This window comes from Mesorhizobium sp. M0496 (genome assembly GCF_040321205.1).
In the GTDB taxonomy this organism is placed as follows: Bacteria; Pseudomonadota; Alphaproteobacteria; order Rhizobiales; family Rhizobiaceae; genus Mesorhizobium.
This window is the reverse complement of record NZ_JAMYRC010000011.1, coordinates 123,974-144,386: the sequence shown is the minus strand read 5'-3', so window position 1 is coordinate 144,386 and position 20,413 is coordinate 123,974. Positions and strand designations below refer to the sequence as shown.

15 protein-coding genes are annotated in these 20,413 nt (G+C 62.9%); 11 read left to right on the top strand and 4 right to left on the bottom strand.

Annotation, left to right across the window (positions count from 1 at the left end; all coding sequences use genetic code 11):
* Positions 1 to 52: 52 nt before the first annotated feature.
* Positions 53 to 4,108: a peptidoglycan-binding protein gene (locus NKI73_RS13095; RefSeq protein ID WP_352630169.1), complete on the bottom strand. Its 4,056-nt coding sequence runs from the start codon at positions 4,106 to 4,108 to the stop codon at positions 53 to 55.
* Positions 4,109 to 4,564: 456 nt separating this feature from the next.
* Here NKI73_RS13095 and NKI73_RS13090 point away from each other — a divergent pair, with 456 nt between their 5' ends.
* The 7 genes from NKI73_RS13090 (at position 4,565) to NKI73_RS13060 (ending at position 13,640) form a co-directional block, all read left to right on the top strand.
* A complete protein-coding gene (locus tag NKI73_RS13090) occupies positions 4,565 to 5,023 on the top strand; it encodes a MerR family transcriptional regulator (RefSeq protein ID WP_352630205.1) in 459 nt (152 codons plus the stop codon).
* A 415-nt stretch (positions 5,024 to 5,438) separates the two neighbouring features.
* Positions 5,439 to 7,229 (top strand): acyl-CoA dehydrogenase, encoded by a 1,791-nt coding sequence (locus tag NKI73_RS13085; protein ID WP_352630167.1) that lies wholly within the window; start codon positions 5,439 to 5,441, stop codon positions 7,227 to 7,229.
* A 103-nt stretch (positions 7,230 to 7,332) separates the two neighbouring features.
* Positions 7,333 to 8,502, top strand: a complete 1,170-nt coding sequence (locus NKI73_RS13080) for an acyl-CoA dehydrogenase family protein (protein ID WP_352630165.1) — start codon at positions 7,333 to 7,335, stop codon at positions 8,500 to 8,502.
* An 85-nt stretch (positions 8,503 to 8,587) separates the two neighbouring features.
* Positions 8,588 to 9,796 carry an acetyl-CoA C-acetyltransferase gene (locus tag NKI73_RS13075; protein WP_352630163.1) on the top strand — a complete coding sequence of 403 codons (1,209 nt, stop codon included), beginning with the start codon at positions 8,588 to 8,590 and terminating at the stop codon, positions 9,794 to 9,796.
* 14 nt (positions 9,797 to 9,810) lie between these two features.
* Positions 9,811 to 12,030, top strand: a complete 2,220-nt coding sequence (locus NKI73_RS13070) for a 3-hydroxyacyl-CoA dehydrogenase NAD-binding domain-containing protein (protein ID WP_352630161.1) — start codon at positions 9,811 to 9,813, stop codon at positions 12,028 to 12,030.
* 80 nt (positions 12,031 to 12,110) lie between these two features.
* Positions 12,111 to 12,779 carry a S24 family peptidase gene (locus NKI73_RS13065; RefSeq protein ID WP_352630158.1) on the top strand — a complete coding sequence of 223 codons (669 nt, stop codon included), beginning with the start codon at positions 12,111 to 12,113 and terminating at the stop codon, positions 12,777 to 12,779.
* A gap of 9 nt (positions 12,780 to 12,788) precedes the next feature.
* On the top strand, positions 12,789 to 13,640 hold the full coding sequence (locus tag NKI73_RS13060; protein WP_352630149.1) for a thermonuclease family protein: 852 nt from the start codon (positions 12,789 to 12,791) through the stop codon (positions 13,638 to 13,640).
* On the opposite strand, the gene NKI73_RS13055 is transcribed toward NKI73_RS13060, so the two are convergent.
* Entirely contained in the window at positions 13,606 to 15,252 is a 1,647-nt protein-coding gene (locus NKI73_RS13055) for a lysine--tRNA ligase (RefSeq protein ID WP_352630147.1), read from the bottom strand. The genes NKI73_RS13060 and NKI73_RS13055 overlap by 35 nt on opposite strands.
* Positions 15,253 to 15,428: 176 nt before the next feature.
* Here NKI73_RS13055 and NKI73_RS13050 point away from each other — a divergent pair, with 176 nt between their 5' ends.
* On the top strand, positions 15,429 to 15,836 hold the full coding sequence (locus tag NKI73_RS13050; protein ID WP_352630146.1) for a tellurite resistance TerB family protein: 408 nt from the start codon (positions 15,429 to 15,431) through the stop codon (positions 15,834 to 15,836).
* Between the two features lie 39 nt (positions 15,837 to 15,875).
* On the opposite strand, the gene NKI73_RS13045 is transcribed toward NKI73_RS13050, so the two are convergent.
* On the bottom strand, positions 15,876 to 16,724 hold the full coding sequence (locus NKI73_RS13045; protein ID WP_352630144.1) for an ABC transporter substrate-binding protein: 849 nt from the start codon (positions 16,722 to 16,724) through the stop codon (positions 15,876 to 15,878).
* A 259-nt stretch (positions 16,725 to 16,983) separates the two neighbouring features.
* Here NKI73_RS13045 and NKI73_RS13040 point away from each other — a divergent pair, with 259 nt between their 5' ends.
* From NKI73_RS13040 to NKI73_RS13030, 3 genes are all read left to right on the top strand, one after another.
* Positions 16,984 to 17,715, top strand: a complete 732-nt coding sequence (locus tag NKI73_RS13040) for a helix-turn-helix transcriptional regulator (RefSeq protein ID WP_352630142.1) — start codon at positions 16,984 to 16,986, stop codon at positions 17,713 to 17,715.
* Positions 17,716 to 17,812: 97 nt separating this feature from the next.
* A complete protein-coding gene (locus NKI73_RS13035) occupies positions 17,813 to 18,451 on the top strand; it encodes an acyl-homoserine-lactone synthase (RefSeq protein WP_027039520.1) in 639 nt (212 codons plus the stop codon).
* A 14-nt stretch (positions 18,452 to 18,465) separates the two neighbouring features.
* Positions 18,466 to 19,215: an enoyl-CoA hydratase-related protein gene (locus NKI73_RS13030; protein ID WP_352630139.1), complete on the top strand. Its 750-nt coding sequence runs from the start codon at positions 18,466 to 18,468 to the stop codon at positions 19,213 to 19,215.
* A gap of 183 nt (positions 19,216 to 19,398) precedes the next feature.
* Here the strand turns inward: NKI73_RS13030 and ppk2 are convergent, their stop codons facing one another.
* Positions 19,399 to 20,301: a polyphosphate kinase 2 gene (ppk2, locus tag NKI73_RS13025; protein ID WP_352630137.1), complete on the bottom strand. Its 903-nt coding sequence runs from the start codon at positions 20,299 to 20,301 to the stop codon at positions 19,399 to 19,401.
* Positions 20,302 to 20,413 lie beyond the last annotated feature (112 nt).

Genomic DNA, 20,413 nt, shown 5'->3' with positions numbered 1-20,413 from the left:
AGTTAACAGGCAAATGTGTGGCAAGGGCGTCGTGGAAACGACGCCTCTGCCGTTATTTGCGCGCCAGCAGCGCCTTGACCAGTTCTTCATCGACCGTGCCGGTCGCCGGCATCTTGTTGTCGGCCTGGAAAGCCATGATAGCGGTCTTCGTCTTCTGCCCCATCTTGCCGTCGGCGCCGCCGGCATCGTAGCCGTTCTTGTTGAGAATGCGCTGGATGTTCTGGACGGCCTTCTTCATGTCGATGCTGGCCGTCGTCTGCGGTGCGCCGTCCTGCCACGATTCGGGAACATCGGCCGAATTGGCTGCCGCGTCCAGCGGCTTGGGCTTCCACAGTTCGGTCGCGGCGCGGGCGCGTTCGAGCTGCTCGGGCCGCAGCGCATTGGCGATCTCGTCACGCTTGGCCGCCGCATCCTTGTCGCCGGTCTTGGCGACGAGCGCGAACCATTTGTAGGACTCCTCAAGGTTCTGCTTCATGCCGACGCCCTTGGCTGCGAGGATGCCGAGGTTGAACTGGCTGTCCTTGACGCCGACGTCGGCCGCCGCCTGGAACCAGTGCGCGGCCGATTCATTGTCGGTCACGCCGTCCGCGGCCATGGCGAACAGCACGGCCAGATTGTGCATGCCGCTGGCGTTGCCCTGCTCCGCGGAAAGCTGGTACCAGGTCTTCGCCTTCTTGATGTCGCGCGCGACGCCGATGCCCTTTTCGTAGAAATTGCCGATGCGGTATTCGGCCGGCGCGAAGCCGAGTTCCGCCGACTTCTCGTACCATTTGGCCGCTGCCGCCATGTCTTCCTTGACGCCGCGCGACTCGGCATAGCGCGAACCGATCTCGAACAGCGCCTTGGCATCGCCACTGGAGGCGGCATCGCGCAAGGCGACCGGGCCGGCGTCGGCGGGAATGTCGATCTTGGCTGTGGTCGCCGCCGGCGAAGCGTCCGTTGGCGGAACCGCGCCCGTGGTGTCCTTGGCGGTGGCCGGCTGGGCCGCCATCGGCTGGGTGCCGGTGTCGGCATCCGTATCCGTAGCGGTTGAAACAGTCGGGGCCGGAGCAGTTGGGGCCGGCACAGCCGAAGCTGCCGTGTCGGATGTCGCCGCGCTGGTATCGGCGGGCGTAGCCGAGACGACGGGCGCAGGAGACGGCTCGGCTGCCGGCACGGCATCCATCGACGGCTCGACGCCTAGCGGCGTGGCCATCGTGCTTTGCGCGGCCATGTCGTCCTTGGTTACCGGTTCGGACGGCTCGGCCTGTCTGACGGGTCGGTCCGGCGCGCTTTCCACTGCCGCGGGCTGAACGTCCGTCTTCGGCTGGCCGGCGGCGTCGAACGAGGCGGTTTTCACCGGTTGCGAGGCGACGATCGGCGCGGCGTCGTTGCTTGCCACTTGCGTCGGATCGGCAAAAAAGGCCTTGCCCAGTTGCAGGCCGCTCAGGGCCAGCAGGATCGCGGTTGTCCCCATCAGGATCGGCTTGCGCCGTGCCTTGAGCAGGTCGCCGATCCGCAGCGCCTTCACCGGTCCGGTCATTGTCGACTGGCGTTTCATCGCGTCGGCCTCGGCGGCGGCTGCCTGCGCCGCGCGCCGGGCTGCGGCGATGAAATCCGATTTCGCGGCATCGGTATCGCTGGGCTTGGCCGGCTGGCCGCGCTCGTCACGCACGCGCTTCATGATGGCATTGAGGTCAGGTGCGCCGGAGCCGGGCTCCAGCGGCCGGTTGGCCATTTTCGGATCGAGCGGCTCGTCGAGATCGACACTCGGTACCGGGGCACTTGGCGCCGAGCCGGCCAGCGGCGGAATGTCCGCCTCCTTCTTGCCCTTGAATGCGCGGGCCAGGCCGCCGAACAACGATTTGCGGCCGCCTGCCTGTCCGCTTTTCTCGGCGATCGTGTCGGAACCCAGCGCAGCCATGGCCGCGGCAGCGGCAGCCTCGGCGGGCGTGCGCGTGCCCATACCCAGGCCGCCATGCGTGCCCAGGCCGCCATGCGTGCCCAGGTCGCTGCGAGCACCTGGCTCATTGCGCAGGAGGGCGGCGGCGCGGCCATCGAGATCGGCCATGTCCCCAGTCAATGGCAGGGGCTGATCGATATCCATCGACGGCGCCTCGACGGCCATCTTGGGCCGCCGTGCGCTGCGCCAGTTGCTCGGCTCGACCGCTGCCGCATCCAGCAATTCGCTCATCGCCTCGACCGGTTCGCCGGGTTCCAGCGAGCCCAGCCGGTCGACGATCTTGAGCAGCGTGTCGTGGATGGCCTCGAACGTTCTTGAGTTGCGCTCGACGGAGCGCCGTGTCAGCGTTTCAAGCGTCTTCAAATCCTGGGCAAGGCCGGAAACAGCGGTCGTGTTGGCGCTCGAACCGGCGAGCGATTGCACCGCGTTCTCGGCCGCTTCGCGCGCTGCGCCAAGGATGGAATCGCGGGTTCCGGCCAGCGACTTCTCGATTTCGTTGAGGCGTGGGCTGATGTCCTCGAATTCCGGCAGCGGCGTGCTGGGCTTGGAAAGATGGGCGGACAGGCCGGCGACCTGCGCCTCCAGGCTGCGGATCAGCGCCGGATCGATACCGGCCACCTGGGCGGCCGACGCATCCAGCCGGCTTGAAATGTCTTCGAGCCGGCTTTCCAGGCCGCGGATCGCCGCTTCGCCCGCGGGATCGGGAATGCGCGTTTCCATGCGCTTGGCCAGCGCGGTGAAGCGGGCATCGATGGCATCCATAATGCCGGCGCTGTCGACTTGCGGCATCCGCTGGTCAAGCCTGTCGGCAACCTCGTCAAGCCGGCGTTCGAGATCGCGAAACAGCATGTTGCCCTGTTCGATGGCGTCGCCCTGGCGGCGTTCCATCATGCCGGACAGCACGTCGAAGCGTTGCTCCAGGCCGTGGAAGATGTAGTCGGCGTCAGGCATTGCAGGCGCCTGGTCGATCTTGTCGGCGATGAGTGCGATCTGCATGGCCAGGCGCTCCATTGCCTGCTCGGGCAGATTGGCGCGACCGGCGAGTTCGTCGACCCGGCTCGACAGCGTGCTCAGCCGGTCCATGACCGCGTTGCCGGGCCGATCCTGCGCCACTTCCTCGATCTGGTGGGCAAGCGAGTCGATCCGCTTCTCGATGCGCTCGAAAGCCTCGTGGTCGAATGAATTGGCTTGCGCCGCGACCGTCGATGCAACGATGGCGCGGGAAATCTCGTCCAGCCGCTCGTCGATCATGCCAAGCGTGTCGCTGCCGCGATTGTCCTGCTGGCTGGCGAAGTGATCGACGGCGCCGGCAAGCGTGCGCACCTTCTCTTCCAGCGAGCGCAGCGACAGCGATTCGGGCAGGTTGTTGACGGCATTGCTGATCTGCTCCAGCCGGTCGGTCAGCATCGAAAGGCCTGGGTCGTCCGAGCGCTTGCGCTGATCGGCGTCGACGCGATCTTCGAAAGCCGTCCAGCGGCGATCGAAATCGTCCCAGCGGCGGTCGACCTTCTGCACGCTCTCTTCGCGCGCCAGTGTATCGAGCGCGGCTTTGACCTGTTCGAGCTCGAGCCGCAGCATGTTGACGCTTCTGTCGTCGCTCTTCTCGGCCAGCGTCTGGATAGCGCCGGAAAGCCGTTCGAATTCAAGGCCGAGTTCGGCGCTGCCCTTGGCCGAGGCACCGGGCTTGGCGCCTGACTGGAAGGCCCGCTCTATGTCTTTGCGCAGCGCTTCGAATTCACGCTGCAGCCCCGCGGTCATCTGGTGGCGCAATTCCTCGCGCATGCCGCGCAGTTCGCCGGCTATCTTGCCGACCATGGCAACGCCGTCTTCCTGGCCGCGCACACGATCGATGTCGCGGGCAATGGCCTGGTAATTCTGCCCGAAAGCGGTGGCACCCTGCATCGGGGTCTTCGGGCGCGGCGCGGGCTGCGGATCCTCATACCAGCGTTGCTGTCCGGCGGGTCGGACGGCGGGATAACGCGCATCGGCGCCATATTGACGGGGATCGGGTTGGCGGGGATCGGGACGTGCCATCGGGTCCTCGCGCGTCCGCTCCAGCCGCTGCTCCAGCGTCTCCAGCGACCGGTTCAACTGCTCGAGCGTGGTCTGCGGCCTGCGCTGCCTGCCGGCGTTGAGTGTATCGAGATAGGACCGCTTGCTGTTCATAGGTGCGTCCGTCTTTCAGAATGGCTGGCTCGCGGCCAACTCCCCAAGCCCCTGTCGGAACGAAGGTGACCAGCGGCTATGCCGCGGTGGAAGACGAGCTTCCCAGGTTCTCACCCGCACTCCGAAAAACCGTGAAAAATTCGATACAGGATAAACACGGGTAGCCGACGCGCCCACATTTCGCCCAACGTAGTAAACAACGCGTTAACCAAACTTAAGAAGTTGCAAGGATGTTCGATGTCGGCCTGACGGTGCGGCATAAAGTTCGGCGCGCAGAACGCCCTTGCGTCATGAGGCGGCAATCGGTATAGAATTGACGTAAACGTAAAAGGCGCGTCGAGCGTGCTGTTTTGCGATTTGTTTGTTGAAACCACGACTGGAAGCAGGCCCCCGCTTCCAGTCAGGCGACGCACGGTCCAGGACCGCGACGCCACCAGACGGGGAAAGCCAGTGACCATGAAGCTTATCTCGGCCGGCGAGACCGCGGCCAATACCAATATGTCTGTCGAAGCCGGCGAGGATCTTGTCCGCATCGGTGAGATGGCGAAAAAATACGGAGTGACGCTGCGCACGCTGCGTTTCTACGAAGACAAGGGCCTGCTCAACCCGCAGCGTGACGGTTCGACCCGTCTCTACACGCGCCGCGACAAGGCCCGGCTGAAGCTGATCCTGCTTGGCCGCAAGGTCGGGTTCTCGCTGCGCGACGTCAAACAGATGATGGACCTCTACGATCCGACCGGTTCAAACACCAAGCAGCTGCGGCTGGCGTTGGACAAGTCGGAAAAGCAGCTTGCCCGCCTGCAGAAGCAGCGGGCGCTGATCGATGACGCCATCAACGAGCTTAGCGGCTCGATGTCGGCGGTGCGCCAGATGCTGGCCGAGCGTTCGGCGCCGCAAGCGAGCGCCGCGAACTAAGCAATTCCAGGAAAAGTGTGAAACGGTTTTCTGTTCGGAATTGCGTCAAACTCTCCAAAGCAATTCCAGGAAAAGTGTGAAACGGTTTTCCCGGGAAAAAGGCGCATAGCGCTTTCTCTTGGGAATTGCGTCGAGCTCCAAGTCATCTGCTGATTGTCTGACTATCAAAGCCGTGTGGTCCAGCCGCACGGCTTTTCGTTGTCTTGGCCTCGCCCCTACAGCTTTCGACGCTGGCTTGCGCGACGCCTCGCCGCTACGCTCATCGCCGCAATAGGCGGGAAATCTTGTCGCATCGAAAAAATTGACGTTTACGCAAACGTCAATTTTTGCTATCCCGCTTCCAACATGGGTCCGCATGCCGCCCCTGGCTTGTCTTCGGGGCGTTCGGACCGGGTTCGCAGGGTGGAGAAAAAGCATGCCGACATACAGGGCTCCCGTCCAGGATACGCTGTTCGTGCTCAACGAGGTGCTGGGTTACCAGCGCTATTCGAACCTTCCCGGATTTTCCGACGCTACGCCCGATGTTCTCGAGGCGATCCTCGCCGAAGGCGCCAAGCTCGCCGAAAACGTCATGCATCCGCTGAACCGTGTCGGCGACATGGAAGGCTGCGTACGTCATGACGATGGCTCGGTGACGACGCCCAAGGGCTTCAAGGAGGCCTTCGACCAGTATCGCGAGGGCGGCTGGATGGGATTGGCCGCACCGGTCGAGTTCGGCGGCCAGGGCCTGCCCTATGCCGTGCACACCGCCGTCGCCGAATACATGGTCTCGGCCAACATGTCGCTAATGATGTATCCGGGCCTGACGCAAGGCGCGATCGCGGCGATCATCACCCACGGCACCGACGAGCAGAAGGCCCGGTGGCTGCCCAGGATGATCGAAGGCGTCTGGACCGGCACCATGAACCTGACCGAGCCGCATTGCGGCACCGATCTCGGCCTGCTGCGCACCAAGGCGGTGCCGAATGGCGATGGCACCTACAAGATATCGGGCCAGAAGATCTTCATCTCGGCCGGCGAGCACGACATGTCGGACAACATCGTTCATCTGGTGCTGGCCCGCATCGAGGGCGCGCCGGAAGGCGTCAAGGGCATTTCGCTGTTCATCGTGCCGAAGCTCATGCTCGACGCATCGGGCAATCCGGACGAGAGGAACACTGTCTCCTGCGGCTCGATCGAGGAGAAGATGGGCATCCACGGCAATTCGACCTGCGTCATGAATTATGACGAGGCGCAAGGCACGCTGCTCGGCGAGGCCAATGGTGGCCTGAAGGCGATGTTCACGATGATGAACGAGGCGCGCCTCGGCGTCGGCCTGCAAGGGCTGTCGCTGTCGGAGATCGCCTACCAGAACGCCGTTGCCTACGCCAAGGACCGCCTGCAGGGCCGCTCATTGTCGGGGCCGAAGGCGCCGGACAAGAAGGCCGACCCGATCATCGTCCATCCCGATATCCGCCGCAGCCTGATGACCATGAAAGCCTTCAACGAGGCCGGCCGCGCGCTGGCGCTGTGGACGGCGATCAAGTCCGATGTTGCTCACCGCTCGGGTGACGACAAGGACCGTCAGGCGGCCGACGACTACACCGGCCTGATGACGCCGGTCGTCAAGGGCGTGCTCACCGACAAGGGCTTCGACCATGCGGTCATGGCGCAGCAGGTGTTCGGCGGTCACGGCTATATCGAAGAGCATGGCATGAGCCAGTTCGTGCGCGATGCCCGCATCGCCATGATCTATGAAGGCGCCAACGGCATCCAGGCGCTCGACCTCGTCGGCCGCAAGCTCGGTTTGAATGGCGGCCGCGCCGTGCAAGCCTTCTTCAAGGAGGTCGGCGAATTCTGCGAGGAGAACCGCTCCGGCGAGAAGATGGCGCCGTTCACCAAGGCCTTGAAGAAGGGTCTCAACGATCTGCAGGCCGCCACCATGTGGCTGGTGCAGAACGGCATGGCCAAGCCCGACAATGCGGGCGCCGCCTCGACCGACTACATGCATCTCTTCGGCCTGGTGGCGCTGGGATACATGTGGGCGCAAATGGCCAAGGCCGCGCTTGGCAAGGCGGGCGCCAACGGTTCCCAGTCTTTCTACGACAATAAGGTTGTGACGGCGCGTTTCTTCATGGAGCGGATCATGCCGGAAACCGGCGCTCACCTCGCCCGCATTTCGAGTGGCGCCGACACATTGATGGCACTGCCGGCGGAAGCGTTCTAAAGATAGTTCCCCTCCCCCTTGAGGGGGGGTGGCCCGAAGGGCCGGGTGGGGTCCTGCGTGAAGCGCGCCGACTTCAACTCTCTGGGAGGAGTATCATACCAGCATGACCAACCCAGCCGAAATCCTTGGCCTGCCGAAGCCCGCCTGGGCGGCGGACGAGGTCGGCATGCTCTACGACATGGCGCACCGCTTCATGTCGGAGGAGATCGCGCCGCGCTATGACGAGTTCGAGAAGAACGAGATGGTCGATCGCGAAAGCTGGCTGAAGGCCGGTGCGGCCGGTCTGCTCTGCGCTTCGATGCCCGAGGAATATGGCGGCTCGGGCGGCACCTTCGCGCATGAGAGCGCCATCATCGAGGCCATCGGCCATGTCGGTGTCGATGGTTTCGGCATCGGCCTGCATAACTCGATCGTCGCCCCCTACATCCTTCATTACGGCTCCGAAGAGCAGAAGAAGAAATGGCTGCCGAAGCTGGCGGCAGGCGAGCTGATCGGCGCCATCGCCATGACCGAACCCGGCGCCGGCTCCGACCTGCAAGGCGTCAAGACGCGGGCGCAGAAGGATGGCAATCAGTACAAGATCAACGGTTCCAAGACCTTCATCACCAATGGCCAGCTTGCAAACTTCATCATCGTCGTCACCAAGACCGATCCGGAGAAGGGCGCCAAGGGCACCTCGCTGATCGTCGTCGAGACTGATGAGGTCGAAGGGTTCGAGCGTGGCCGCAACCTCGACAAGATCGGCTTGAAAGCCAACGACACGTCGGAACTGTTCTTCAACGATATGCGCGTTCCGACCTCCAATCTGCTCGGCCATGAGGAAGGGCAGGGCTTCGTCCAACTGATGCAGCAATTGCCGCAGGAGCGGTTGCAGATCGGCACCGGGGCGATCGCCATGATCGAGCGGGCGCTGGCGCTCACTATCGACTACGTCAAGGAGCGCAAGGCGTTTGGCAAAGCGATCATCGATTTCCAGAACACCCAGTTCAAGCTGGCCGAACTCAAGACCGAGGCCACCATCGGTCGCGTCTTCTACAATGATTGCGTCACCCGCCACATCGCCGGCGGCCTTGATCCTGTGACCGCGTCGATGGCCAAATACTGGCTCAGCGACCTGCAGGGAAAAGTCGTCGACGAATGCCTTCAATTGCATGGGGGCTATGGCTACATGAATGAATATCCGATCGCCCGCATGTTCCGCGACGCCCGCGTCCAGCGCATCTATGGCGGCACTAACGAGATTATGAAATTGCTGATCGGACGCTCGCTCTGATGCATGTCGCCCAAAAGTGGATCCGGTTTTGGGAGATCGACATGCATCAGTCTAAAGCCGTTCGATAAACCCAAGGAGCAAGAAAATGGCCGAAGCTTATGTCTATGACGCCGTGCGCACGCCGCGTGGCAAGGGCAAGAAGGACGGATCGCTGCACGAGGTGCCGGCGGTGCGGCTTGCCGCCAAGACGCTCGAGGCGTTGCGCGATCGCAATGGGCTGGACACCGGCAATGTCGACGACATCATCTTCGGCTGCGTCGATCCGGTCGGCGAGGCGGGCTCGGTCATTCCACGTGCCGCCGCCTTCGAGGCCGGCTACGACACCAAGGCGCCTGGCATGCAGATCTCGCGCTTCTGCGCTTCGGGGCTGGACGCCATCAATTTCGGCGCTGCCAAGATCGCGCAGGGCGCAGACGAGATCGTCATCGCCGGTGGCGTCGAATCGATGTCGCGCGTCGGCATGGGCGCCTCCGGCGGCGCCTGGTTCATGGATCCCTCGGTCGGCCTGCCTGGCTGGTTCGTGCCGCAAGGCATCTCGGCCGACCTGATCGCCACCAAATACGGCTTCAGCAGAGACGACGTCGACGCCTATGCGGTCGAGAGCCAGAAGCGTGCCGCTAAATCCTGGGCCGACGGCCGTTTCAAGAAATCCGTCATTCCGATCAAGGACCAGAATGGCCTGACCATCCTCGACCATGACGAGCACATGCGACCGTCGACCGACATGCAGTCGCTGGCCTCGCTCAATCCGTCCTTCGTCATGCCTGGCGAAATGGGCGGCTTCGACGCGGTCGCCGTGCAGAAGCATCCCGAGGTGGAAGAGGTCAACCACGTCCACCATGCCGGCAATTCGTCCGGCATCGTCGACGGCGCCGCAGCCGTGCTGCTCGGTTCGAAGAAGGCCGGCAAGGCGATGGGACTAAAGCCGCGCGCGCGTATCCGCACCTTCGCCAATATCGGTTCGGAACCGGTGCTGATGCTGACCGGTCCGGTCGACGTCACCGAGAAGCTGTTGAAGCGCGCCAAGATGAAGCTCTCCGACATCGACCTGTTCGAGCTCAACGAGGCATTCGCCTCCGTGGTGCTGCGCTACATGCAGGCTTTCGACATTCCGCATGACAAGATCAACGTCAATGGCGGCGCCATCGCCATGGGCCATCCGCTCGGTGCCACCGGCGCGATGATCTTGGGCACGGTGCTGGACGAACTCGAGCGTCGTGATTTGAACACCGCCTTGGTGACGCTGTGCATCGGTGCCGGCATGGGCACCGCAACGATCATCGAACGCGTCTGACGGGGAGAGAAACGATGAGCTACACCAATTTCACCCTCGACATCGACGCCGACGGCATTGCGCTGGTCACCTGGGACATGCCGGGCCGTTCGATGAACGTGTTCACCGAGGAAGCGATGCGGGAACTGAACGCCATTGTCGATCATGTGGCGGGTGACGCCGCCATCAAGGGCGCCGTGATCACCTCCGGCAAGGACACCTTCTCCGGCGGTGCCGACATCACCCTGCTGCAGAAGATGCTGGTCACCTTCGCCGCTGAAAAGGGCAAGGACGCCGAAAAAGCCACCAAGGCGCTGTTCGACAATGCCGGCATGATGACCGGCCTGTTCCGCAAGCTGGAGACATCAGGCAAGCCATGGGTTTCGGCAATCAACGGCACCTGCATGGGCGGCGCCTTCGAGATGTCGCTCGCCTGCCACGGCCGTGTCGCCGCCGACAGCGACAAGGTGAAGATGGCGCTTCCCGAGGTGAAGATCGGCATCTTCCCCGGCGCCGGCGGCACCCAGCGCGTGCCACGGCTGACCGATCAGCAGCAGGCGCTGCAGATGCTGACCTCGGGCCAGACCCTGTCGTCGCAGAAGGCAAAGTCGATGGGCCTGATCCACGAGATCGCCGAGCCGGCCAGGCTGGTCGAGGCCGCCAAGACGATGATCAGGAATGGCCTGAAGGCGGTTCAGCCATGGGACGAGAAGGGCTTTAAGCTGCCCGGTGGTCAGATCTATTCGCCCGCCGGCTTCAATCTGTGGCCGCCGGCCATCGCCATCCTGCGTCGCGAGACCTATGGCAACTATCCGGCCGCCGCCGCGATCCTCAAATGCGTCTATGAAGGCCTGCTGGTGCCGTTCGACACCGCCTTGCGCATCGAGCAGCGCTATTTCACCGAGATCATGCAGACCAGGGAAGCGGCGGCGATGATCCGCTCGCTGTTCGTGTCGCTGCAGGAACTGAACAAGGGCGCCCGCCGCCCGGCCGGAGTGTCGGAAACCAAATTCAAGAAGATCGGCATTCTCGGCGCCGGCTTCATGGGCGCCGGCATCGCCTATGTCACCGCCAAGGCCGGCATCCCGGTGGTGCTGCTCGACCGCGACATGGAGTCGGCCGCCAAGGGCAAGGCGCATTCCGATAGCCTGATCTCGGATCAGGTGAAGAAGGGCCGCGCCAAGCCGGAGGACAAGGACAAATTGCTGTCGCTGATCACGCCGACGGCCGACTATGCCGACCTTGCCGGCTGCGATCTGGTGGTCGAGGCGGTGTTCGAGGATTCGGCCGTCAAGAAGAGCGCCACCGAGCAGGCGGAAGCCGTGTTGAAGCCATCGGCGATCTTCGCCTCGAACACCTCCACCATCCCGATCTCGGCGCTGGCCAAGAATTCGGCGCGGCCGAAGAACTTCATCGGCATCCACTTCTTCTCGCCTGTCGACAAGATGATGCTGGTCGAGATCATTTTGGGCAAGAAGACCGGCGACAAGGCGCTGGCCACTGCGATCGATTTCGTCCGTGCCATCAAGAAGACGCCGATCGTCGTCAACGACACGCGCGGCTTCTATGTCAATCGCTGCGTGCTGCGCTACATGTCGGAAGCCTACAAGATGCTGATCGAAGGTGTCCCGGCGCCGATGATCGAGAATGCCGCGAAGGCCGCAGGCATGCCGGTCGGACCCTTGGCGCTGACCGACGAAACAGCCATCGACCTTGCCCAGAAGATCATGAAGCAGACCATTAGGGACCTCGGCGACAAGGCGGTCGATCCGAAGCAGATGGCGCTGATCAACACCATGGTCGACGATCACGGCCGCTTCGGCCGCAAGAACGGCAAGGGTTTTTATGACTATCCGGCAAAGCCCGCCAAGAAGAAGCTATGGCCGGGGCTCAAGGAGCTCTATCCGCAGCTTGCGCCCGAGAAGGTCGACTATGAGGAGTTGCAGCAGCGGCTGCTCGTCACCATCGCACTGGAAGCGGCCCGGGTGATGGAAGAGGGTATCGTCACCGACCCGCGCGAGGCCGATGTAGGCTCGATCCTGGCCTTCGGTTTCGCGCCCTACACCGGCGGTGCGCTGTCCTATATCGACGGCATCGGCGCCAAGGCGTTCGTCAAGATCGCAAAGAGCCTGCAGAAGAAGTACGGCGCCGAGTTCAAGACGCCCAAGCTGCTGCTCGACATGGCCGAGAAGGGCGAGAGCTTCTACCAGCGTTTCGATCCCTATGCGAAAGGCGAGACGAGAAAGGCGGCGTGAGCCAACCTTGGACTGTAGACAAGATGGTGGCTCGGGGTTAGAACGGAAAAGGTATTTTTTCCTGTTGAAGGAGAGCAAGAATGCTCTCGCATGACCGTGTCTGGGCCGCCATCGATGCTCTTGCCGAGCGCTATTCGCTTTCGGCCTCGGGTCTGGCCAAGCGTGCGGGGCTCGATTCCACCGCCTTCAACAAGTCGAAGCGTCTGTCGTCGGATGGTCGACCGCGCTGGCCTTCGACCGAATCACTGGCCAAGATCATCGAGGCGACGGGCGCTTCGCTCGATGAATTCACCGATCTGATCGAAGGCCGGCCCGAGATCAGCAATGGTGCTTCGATCGGCCATGGCGCCTCGGTCGCCCGCAAACGCTCGGTGCCGTTGCTCGGCTTTGCCCAGGCCGGCGCCGGCGGCTTCTTCGACGATGCCGGCTTTCCGGTCGGGCAGGGCTGGGATCTGATCGAACTGCCGACGCAATCGACAGAAAGCTCCTATGCGCTGCAGGTGCAGGGCGATTCCATGCTGCCGCTCTACCGCAATGGCGATGTCCTCATCGTCGAACCTGGCGCCATCACCCGCAAGGGCGATCGCGTCGTCGTCAAGACCACTGCCGGCGAGGTTATGGCCAAGGTGCTCGAGCGCCAGACCGTCAAGTCGATTGCGCTGGTCTCGCTCAATCCCGATCATCCCGACCGCGATATTCCCATGCGCGATGTCGAATGGGTGGCGCGGATTGTATGGGCAAGCCAGTAGGTCCGACCGGTGCGGCTCCTTCATCTTGCCCTGTCGGTTCTGATGGTCCCGGTAATGGCGGCCATGGTCGTCGGCGGCGGTCGCACGCTGAAAGGAAGTGACAGCGTCGTCACGGTGGACCAGGTCGATCCGGGCGCCGATACGATCGCGCAGCAGGGCACCGACACGGTGCCCGACGAGCCGGCCACATCGGCCATAGCAGCTCCACAGCCGCCAAAGCCGGCGCCGCATTCGAGGGCGATCGATCCAGAAATTGTCGCGCCACCGGAATTGCCCGCCGACGGGCTTGAACGGGTCGAGCCGCGCGAACCGTTGAGCAAGCTCGCACTGGCCGTGCCGCCCAAGCCGAAAATGCCCGATGACTGGAACGGCACAAAGCTGTTCCAGCCGGTCGCGCCGGCCGCCGGCCTGATCGAGGCGAAGGGTTACTCGGTCGCGGTTTCCGGCATCGACATCGTCAGGCAGGACGAGACCTGTAGCGATGACGGCAAATCCTGGCCGTGCGGCGTCCGGGCGCGGACGGCGTTCCGCGCCTTCCTCCGCGGCCGCGCGGTGGTCTGCACCGTGCCGCCAGAGGGCGGCCGCGACCTGGTCGCCGCCGAATGCCGGATCGGCAAGCAGGATGTCGGCCAATGGCTGGTCGAAAACGGCTGGGCGCGCGCCGCCAAGGGTGGGCCCTATGTCGATGCCGGCGACAAGGCGCGCATGGCGAAGAAGGGCATTTTCGGATCGGCGCCTGATCTGTCCGGCATGCCGGCAATGCCGGCCGCACCAAGCCCGGCGCCTCAGGCGCCGAGTTCGATCCTGGAAGAAGTCGACGGCGTGCTCAAGCCAGCTGACCAGCCAGCGCCCGCTCAATAAGTGCCCGCGTCTCGGCAACGCCATACAGCGCGGCGAACGAACCGAAGCGTGGACCGCGCTCCTGGCCAATCAGCACCTGATAGATCATCTGGAAGAAGGCGCCCGATACGCCGGGGCCGCCTTCCGGGCTCTGCTTGGAATGGTCCTGATAACGTTCGATCTTGCGTGCGACGTTGAGCGATGCGTTCTGGATCGCTTCGCCGTCGGCGTCCGCCGGCAGTTCGCCAAGCGCCGTGTCGAGGGCTTGCAGTGCCTCGCGCTCGACTTCGTCGGCCGGACGGAAGGTTTTCGTCGGCTTCACGAAATCGTCGAAATAGCGGATCGCGTGGCCGACCAGCCGGTCGAGTTCGGGATGCGTCTTCGGTGTTACCCCCACCGTATGGCGCGAGATGAAGCCCCACAGCACATCCTTGTTCTGCGCGTTGGAAGCGCTGACCAGATTGAGCAGCAGCGAGAACGGCACCGGCATGTCGATGGCGGGCGGGTTACCGTCATGCATATGCCAGACCGGGTTGCCCAGCCGTTCCTTCCAGTCTTGCCGGGGATACGTGGCGAGGAAGGTATAGTATTCGTCCACGGCCCGCGGGATGACGTCGAAATACAGCTTCTTGGCCTGCCGCGGCCGCTGGTACATGTAGAGCCCCAGGCTCTCGGTCGGCGCATAGGTAAGCCACTCGTCGATGGTCAGCCCGTTGCCCTTCGACTTCGAGATCTTCTGGCCGTTCTCGTCCAGGAACAGTTCGTAGACGAAATGCTCCGGCGCGCGCCCACCCAGAATGTTGCAGATGCGGTCATAGACCACCGCGTTGGTCTGGTGGTCCTTGCCGAACATCTCGAAGTCGACGCCAAGCGCTGCCCAGCGCATGCCGAAATCCGGCTTCCACTGCAGCTTGACGCGGCCGCCGGTGATTGAAAGCGTGGTCTCGGTGCCTTCGTCGTCGAAGGTGATGGTGCCGGCCTTGGCGTCGACATGCTTCATCGGGACGTAAAGCACGCGACCGCTCTTCGGCGAAATCGGCAGGAACGGGCTGTAGGTCGCCTGCCGCTCGGAGCCGAGTGTCGGCAGCATCACCGCCATGATCTGATCATAGCGTTCGGCGGCGCGCAGCAGCATCGCGTCGAATCGGCCCGACTTGTAGTATTGCGTCGCGCTGGCGAACTCGTAGTCGAATCCGAATGTATCCAGGAAACGGCAAAGCATCGCGTTGTTGTGGTCGGCGAAGCTCGCATAGTCGCCGCCGAATGGATTGGGGACCGACGACAGCGGCTTGTGCAGGTGCTGCTCGAGTGCGGCGCGATCCGGCACGCTGTCGGGGATCTTGCGCATGCCGTCCATGTCGTCGGAAAAGCACAGCAGCTTGGTTGCAACCTTGTCCTGCGTCAGGACGCGGAAGGCATGGCGCACCATCGATGTCCGCGCCACCTCGCCGAACGTGCCGATATGCGGCAGGCCGGACGGTCCGTACCCGGTCTCGAACAGGATCGTTTGGGGAAAGTCGGCGCCTTTGTAGCGTTCGATTATCTTTTTGGCTTCCTCGAACGGCCACGCCTTGCTCTCAGCCGCGGCCGCCAGCACCTCGGGATTGAGATCGATGATGTTTGATCCCGCCATGTCACTGTTTCCAAATCATTCGCCGGGCCCAAATCCTTCGAAGACGGGCCGGCGCCAAGGGGTTTTTCAACCGGTCTCTAGGCGTGCGTGGCCGGAGCGTCAACGCGTGGGGCGCTTTTTCCTTGCGGTGCGGATAGTGCATTCCTACCTTCGAAGTCCGGTTCAAGGAGAAAAAATTGCCGACGCCGCATGAAGCCCTGATCTACCTGATGGTCATCACCTCGGCCTCCGATCGCGATATGACCGATGTCGAACTGGCCAGGATCGGCGACGTCGTCCGCTCGTGGCCGGTGTTCGAGGATTTCAACCACGACCGGCTGGTTGGCGTCGCCCAGGCCTGCCAGAAGCGCCTGCACGAAAAGGATGGGCTGGAAGGCGTTCTGGCTGAAGTCGCCGAGGCCCTGCCAGAGCGCTTGCGCGACACCGCCTACGCCGCCGCCTTCGAGGTGGCCGCCGTCGATCTCGAAATGCGCATGGAAGAAGTGCGGGTGCTGCAGCTGATCCGGCGTCAGCTCGATCTCGACACGCTGACCGTCGCCGCCATCGGCCGCGCGGCCAAGGCGCGGCTGCGTACGCTCACCTGAATATCAGCAGCGCGCTGGAAAAGGCTGACGGGAACCGAATCAGAAAAAACTGACCGGGAAATAGCGCAAATAAAATTCGGCAAACGTGCCTTTCATCGAAATCTCCTGCAGTGCGTAGTCGAGCGCGGCGGCCAGCGCCGGATTGTCCGCTTGAGTGGCGATGGCCATGCCCGAGCCCAGATATTCAGGCGCCAGATAGGGGCCGCCGGCAAAGCGGCAGCAGCCCGCTGCATCCGAGCCGCCCAGCCAGAAAGCCAGCCGCATGCCGTCGCCGAAGGCCGCGTCGAGCTTGCCGGCCTTGAGATCGGTATAAAGGTCTTCCGGTTTGTCGAAGGGGATGATCTGAACCGTATTGAAATAGTCGCGCAACATGCGCTCGTGCGCCGAGCCGGCGTCCACGCCGACACGCTTGCCGCGCAATTTGGCAAAGATCGGTTCGGTCAGCGCTTTGCTCTTCGGCATGATGAAGCGCGCCGGGAACTGCAGGTAGGAGCGCGAGAAGGCATAGGTCGCGCGCGATTCCGGCGTTGCGGCGATGCCAGCGATGATCGCCTCGCCTTCGCCTTTCCGCAGCGCGCCTTCCAGTTCGGCCCAGGGCAGTGCCTGGATCTGGCATTTTTCGACGATGCCGAGTTCGGCGCAAATGGCGCGAGCCAGATCGATGTGGAAACCGGACAGCTTCCCCGAGCCGTCGAGGAAATTGAAGGGCGGGAAATCCGTGGTCGTCAGGAAGCGGAGCCGCGGCAGCGCCGAAAGGTCCGGCTTGGGCAGCCGCTCCTTGGCATCCCACAGAACCGGAACCTGAGGCGCCGCGGCGCCCGCGCCATAGGTGGACGACAGCAATGCGATCAGCATCGCAAAAGCGAAGGACCTCCACTGGAACGCCAAGATAAAACTCCGCAACAGTCGTGTTTGCACCGGTTTTGGTACGAAAGTGACACAGGCACAATGGTTTTTGATTTCAACACGCCGATTTCAGGATATGATTTAGCCGGTTTGCAAATCAGCTTTGGCCGCCTTGGTGAGAGAATCGAGGTCGGAGCCACAGAATAAGCATGCGATTTGCAATCCATGGTCGGTGGCGAAGTGTAAATCAGGCACGCATCATTGGCCGCAACGCATGAGGCAACATGGGGTTGATGTTGCGATGAGTCAGTTCGATCGTACGCTGGAATTCATCGACCAGCTGCAGCACGCCGCAACGGCGGCCGCGGTCTGCGAAAGGCTGCTGGGCATAACGTCGGATTTCGGTCTCACCGCACTGATGGCGGGAACCGTACCGCAGCCTGGCACGCCGGCCGGCCAGCAAAAGCAGCATGTGCTTCTCTGCGATTGGCCTGGCGAGTGGCTGGAGCGCTATGTCGCGCGCAACTATGTCGATCACGACCCGGTCGTCAGCCATATGAAACAGTTGCAGGCGCCCTTCCAGTGGCGCGAGGCGTCGCAGAGCATCCGCATAGACAAGAGCAGCGGCGAAGTGATGGGCGATGCCGGTGTCTTCAAACTGCGTGATGGACTGGCCTTCCCGCTGATCACGCTCGACGGCCAGATCGTCATGGTGTCGCTTGGCGGCGAGGCGGTGGAATTGTCCGCTGCCGAGTTCGGCCAGGTGTCGCTGGTGTCGACCTACGCCGTCGGTCGCGCCATGCAGCTCCACACGATGGCGAGCAAGACCATCGACCAGATCGTGCTGACGCCGCGCGAACGCGAATGCCTGCAATGGGCCGCCGTCGGCAAGTCGGAATGGGAGATTTCGCAAATCCTCGGCATCTCCGAACACACCTCGGAGAAACATCTTCTTAACGCCAAAAGCAAACTCGGTGCCGTCAACCGGGTGCAGGCCGTCGCGGAAGCGATCCGGCGGGGCTACATTAGTTAGGTCGGCCGTGCCGACCTAGAAATTCTTGCCTACGCGATCACGCAATTTTCTCATCCAAGCACGGCCGTATCTTCCTCTGAACACAGGAGACGGCGGAATGCTTTTTTCCCTTACAACCCAGGAATTGATGGAACGTCCCGACCTTTGGGAGGCCGTCCATCGGCTGCGCTACAAGATATTTGTCGAGGAGATGGGGTGGGATGATCTCCGGCGTCCCGACGGGCTTGAACTCGACCAGTTCGATCATGACGAGGCGGTGCATCAGATTGTCATCAGAGGTGACGAAGTCGCAGGCTATCAAAGGATGTTGCCGACCACGCGGCCACATCTGCTGACCGAGGTCTTGACCGACCTTTCGGAAGGAACGCCGCCATCGGGCCCAAACATCTGGGAATTGACCCGCTATGCGGTGGCTCCCGGTTTTCGCGATGGCCGCCGCGGCGTTTCAACCGTCGGCACCGAATTGATCGCGGGCTTCGTCGAGTGGGGGCTGAAGCGCGGCGTCGACAAGGTGATCATCGAGTTCGAGCCGATGTGGGTGCTGCGCGCCTTGCAGCTGCATTTCCTGGCGACCCCGCTTGGCTATCAGCGCACCTATGGCAACCAGCAGGTCGTAGCAACCCTGCTCACCTTCAACGAGCACACCCTCGATGTGGTGCGTTCGCGCCGCAATCATTTTGCTCCAGTGCTGGCCAGGGGATACCCCGACATGCTCGGGCAAAGGCGTGCGTCATGAGATCGGAGACAGTCATGAGCACACACCCGCAACCTGAACTTCGCAACCACACGCTGGTGGTCACCGTGTCGTCGAGTGACGGCCGGCCGGTGCTGGACAGGAGAGCCTATGAAAGCCTGGCAAAGACCTTCCATGAAGCCGCCGACAATGAGGAGGTTCGCGTCGTCGTGCTGCGCGGCCTGGCGGGTTGTTTCTGTCTCGGCGGCGACTTCTCCGAATTCCTCGACGCCACCAAGCACCGGAAACTGATCGCCGCCGTCACCGACCTGTTCCGCACGCTGGCGACATTTCCCAAGCCCATCCTTGCCTGCGTCGACGGCGATGCCGTCGGCGTCGGCTGCACCATCCTGTTCCATTGCGACATGGTGATCGCGTCCGACAAAAGCACGTTCCGGGTGCCGTTCGTCGATTTCGGCCTGGTTCCGGATGCGGCGACCAGCATCCTGGCGCCGCAGAAGCTCGGATACGCCGGTGCTTTCCGCTTCTTCTGCCTCGGCGACACGCTTCGCGCCGAAGACGCCAGGGCGCTCGGCCTCGTCGCCGAGATCGTGCCGGGCGGCGGCGTCGAGGAAGCGGCTCTTGGCCGGGCGAGACAGCTTGCCAAGAAGCCGGTCGCCGCCCTGCTGCACACGCGCGGCCTGCTGAAGGGGAACACCCAGGCGCTCTGCGACCGCATCGACCAGGAAATTTCACTTTTCCAGCAGGCGCTGCAGGACGACACGACCCTGCGGCGATTGCAGCGCATCGCCCGGCTGGCGGCTTAATGCATGTCGCTCAAAAGTGGTCCCGGTTTTGAGACAACGACATGCATGGAAGCAAAGATCTAAAGCGCGGCGCATGAGTCCGCTTCGACGCGACGCGCTTTAGGAGCCGCGAGGAGAAAAGCATCGCCGCGCGGCCTTGGCTGCGCGGCGCAAAATGCGTCAGTCCTGTCTGCCCAGGCCAGCCTATTCTTTCAAAAACGACGGCCCTTCGCCGATGATCTTCTTGTCCTCCTTGCCGATCACGGCGAGATCGCGCCCATCATAGGGCAGCGACGACAGGATGCGCCGCATGACCGCCAGCCGCGCGCGCCGCTTGTCATTGGCCCGCACGATGATCCACGGCGCGAACTCCTTGTGGGTGTGCTCGAACATGGTGTCGCGCACCTCCGTGTAATCATCCCACTTGGTGATGCCGGCAACGTCGATCGGCGAAAACTTCCAGCTCTTCAGCGGGCTGTAGCGGCGATCGTGAAAGCGTTCGAGCTGGGTTTCCCGGCCTATGTTCAGCCAGAATTTGAAGAAGTGGATGCCCTCGTTGGAGATCATCCGCTCGAAATGCGGCGTCTCGTCGAGAAACTGCTCGTGCTGCTGCGGCGTGCAGAAACCCATCACCGGCTCGACGCCGGCGCGGTTGTACCAGGATCGGTCGAAGGTGACGAACTCGCCCGATGTCGGAAAATGATCGACATAGCGCTGGTAGTACCATTGCCCCAGCTCGGTCGGGGTAGGCTTGGTCAGCGCTACGTTGCGTGCCGTGCGCGGGTTGAGGTACTGGCGCACCACGAAGATCGTGCCGCCTTTGCCGGCGGCGTCGCGGCCTTCGAACAGCGCCATCACCCGTTTGCCGGTCGACTGCAGCCAGGCCTGCGCCTTGACCAGCTCGATCTGCAACTTCTCGAGCGTCTCGTCATATTCGTCGCTTTTCATCTTCTTGTCGTAGGGATAGCCGCCGGCGGTCAGCTTGTTGTCCTCGACCCAGTCGGGAAGCACGGGGTTCTCGATGTCGAACTCCCGCTCCTTGCCGTCGATCCTGATCTTCAGCGGTCCCGAAGTCGGCGGCGCAGAACTTTCCTTGGCTTTTTTCATCGAGACGAACCCTTTCCAGCTTCCGGACTCATGCTATTGGGAGCCTCCGGAGCGGTCCAGCGGAAGTTTCCGCCGCCGCTCGACCGGCGAATGCATAGGGCGCGGGGCGCGC

Bases quoted from the DNA above. Each gene is read 5' to 3' on its own strand.
- NKI73_RS13095 (WP_352630169.1), bottom strand. From the start codon at position 4,108: ATGAACAGCAAGCGGTCCTATCTCGATACACTCAACGCCGGCAGGCAG.
- NKI73_RS13065 (WP_352630158.1), top strand. From the start codon at position 12,111: ATGCTCTCGCATGACCGTGTCTGGGCCGCCATCGATGCTCTTGCCGAG.
- ppk2 (WP_352630137.1), bottom strand. From the start codon at position 20,301: ATGAAAAAAGCCAAGGAAAGTTCTGCGCCGCCGACTTCGGGACCGCTG.
- NKI73_RS13055 (WP_352630147.1), bottom strand. From the start codon at position 15,252: ATGGCGGGATCAAACATCATCGATCTCAATCCCGAGGTGCTGGCGGCC.
- NKI73_RS13030 (WP_352630139.1), top strand. From the start codon at position 18,466: ATGAGCACACACCCGCAACCTGAACTTCGCAACCACACGCTGGTGGTC.
- NKI73_RS13040 (WP_352630142.1), top strand. From the start codon at position 16,984: ATGAGTCAGTTCGATCGTACGCTGGAATTCATCGACCAGCTGCAGCAC.
- NKI73_RS13085 (WP_352630167.1), top strand. From the start codon at position 5,439: ATGCCGACATACAGGGCTCCCGTCCAGGATACGCTGTTCGTGCTCAAC.
- NKI73_RS13035 (WP_027039520.1), top strand. From the start codon at position 17,813: ATGCTTTTTTCCCTTACAACCCAGGAATTGATGGAACGTCCCGACCTT.
- NKI73_RS13090 (WP_352630205.1), top strand. From the start codon at position 4,565: ATGAAGCTTATCTCGGCCGGCGAGACCGCGGCCAATACCAATATGTCT.
- NKI73_RS13070 (WP_352630161.1), top strand. From the start codon at position 9,811: ATGAGCTACACCAATTTCACCCTCGACATCGACGCCGACGGCATTGCG.
- NKI73_RS13080 (WP_352630165.1), top strand. From the start codon at position 7,333: ATGACCAACCCAGCCGAAATCCTTGGCCTGCCGAAGCCCGCCTGGGCG.
- NKI73_RS13075 (WP_352630163.1), top strand. From the start codon at position 8,588: ATGGCCGAAGCTTATGTCTATGACGCCGTGCGCACGCCGCGTGGCAAG.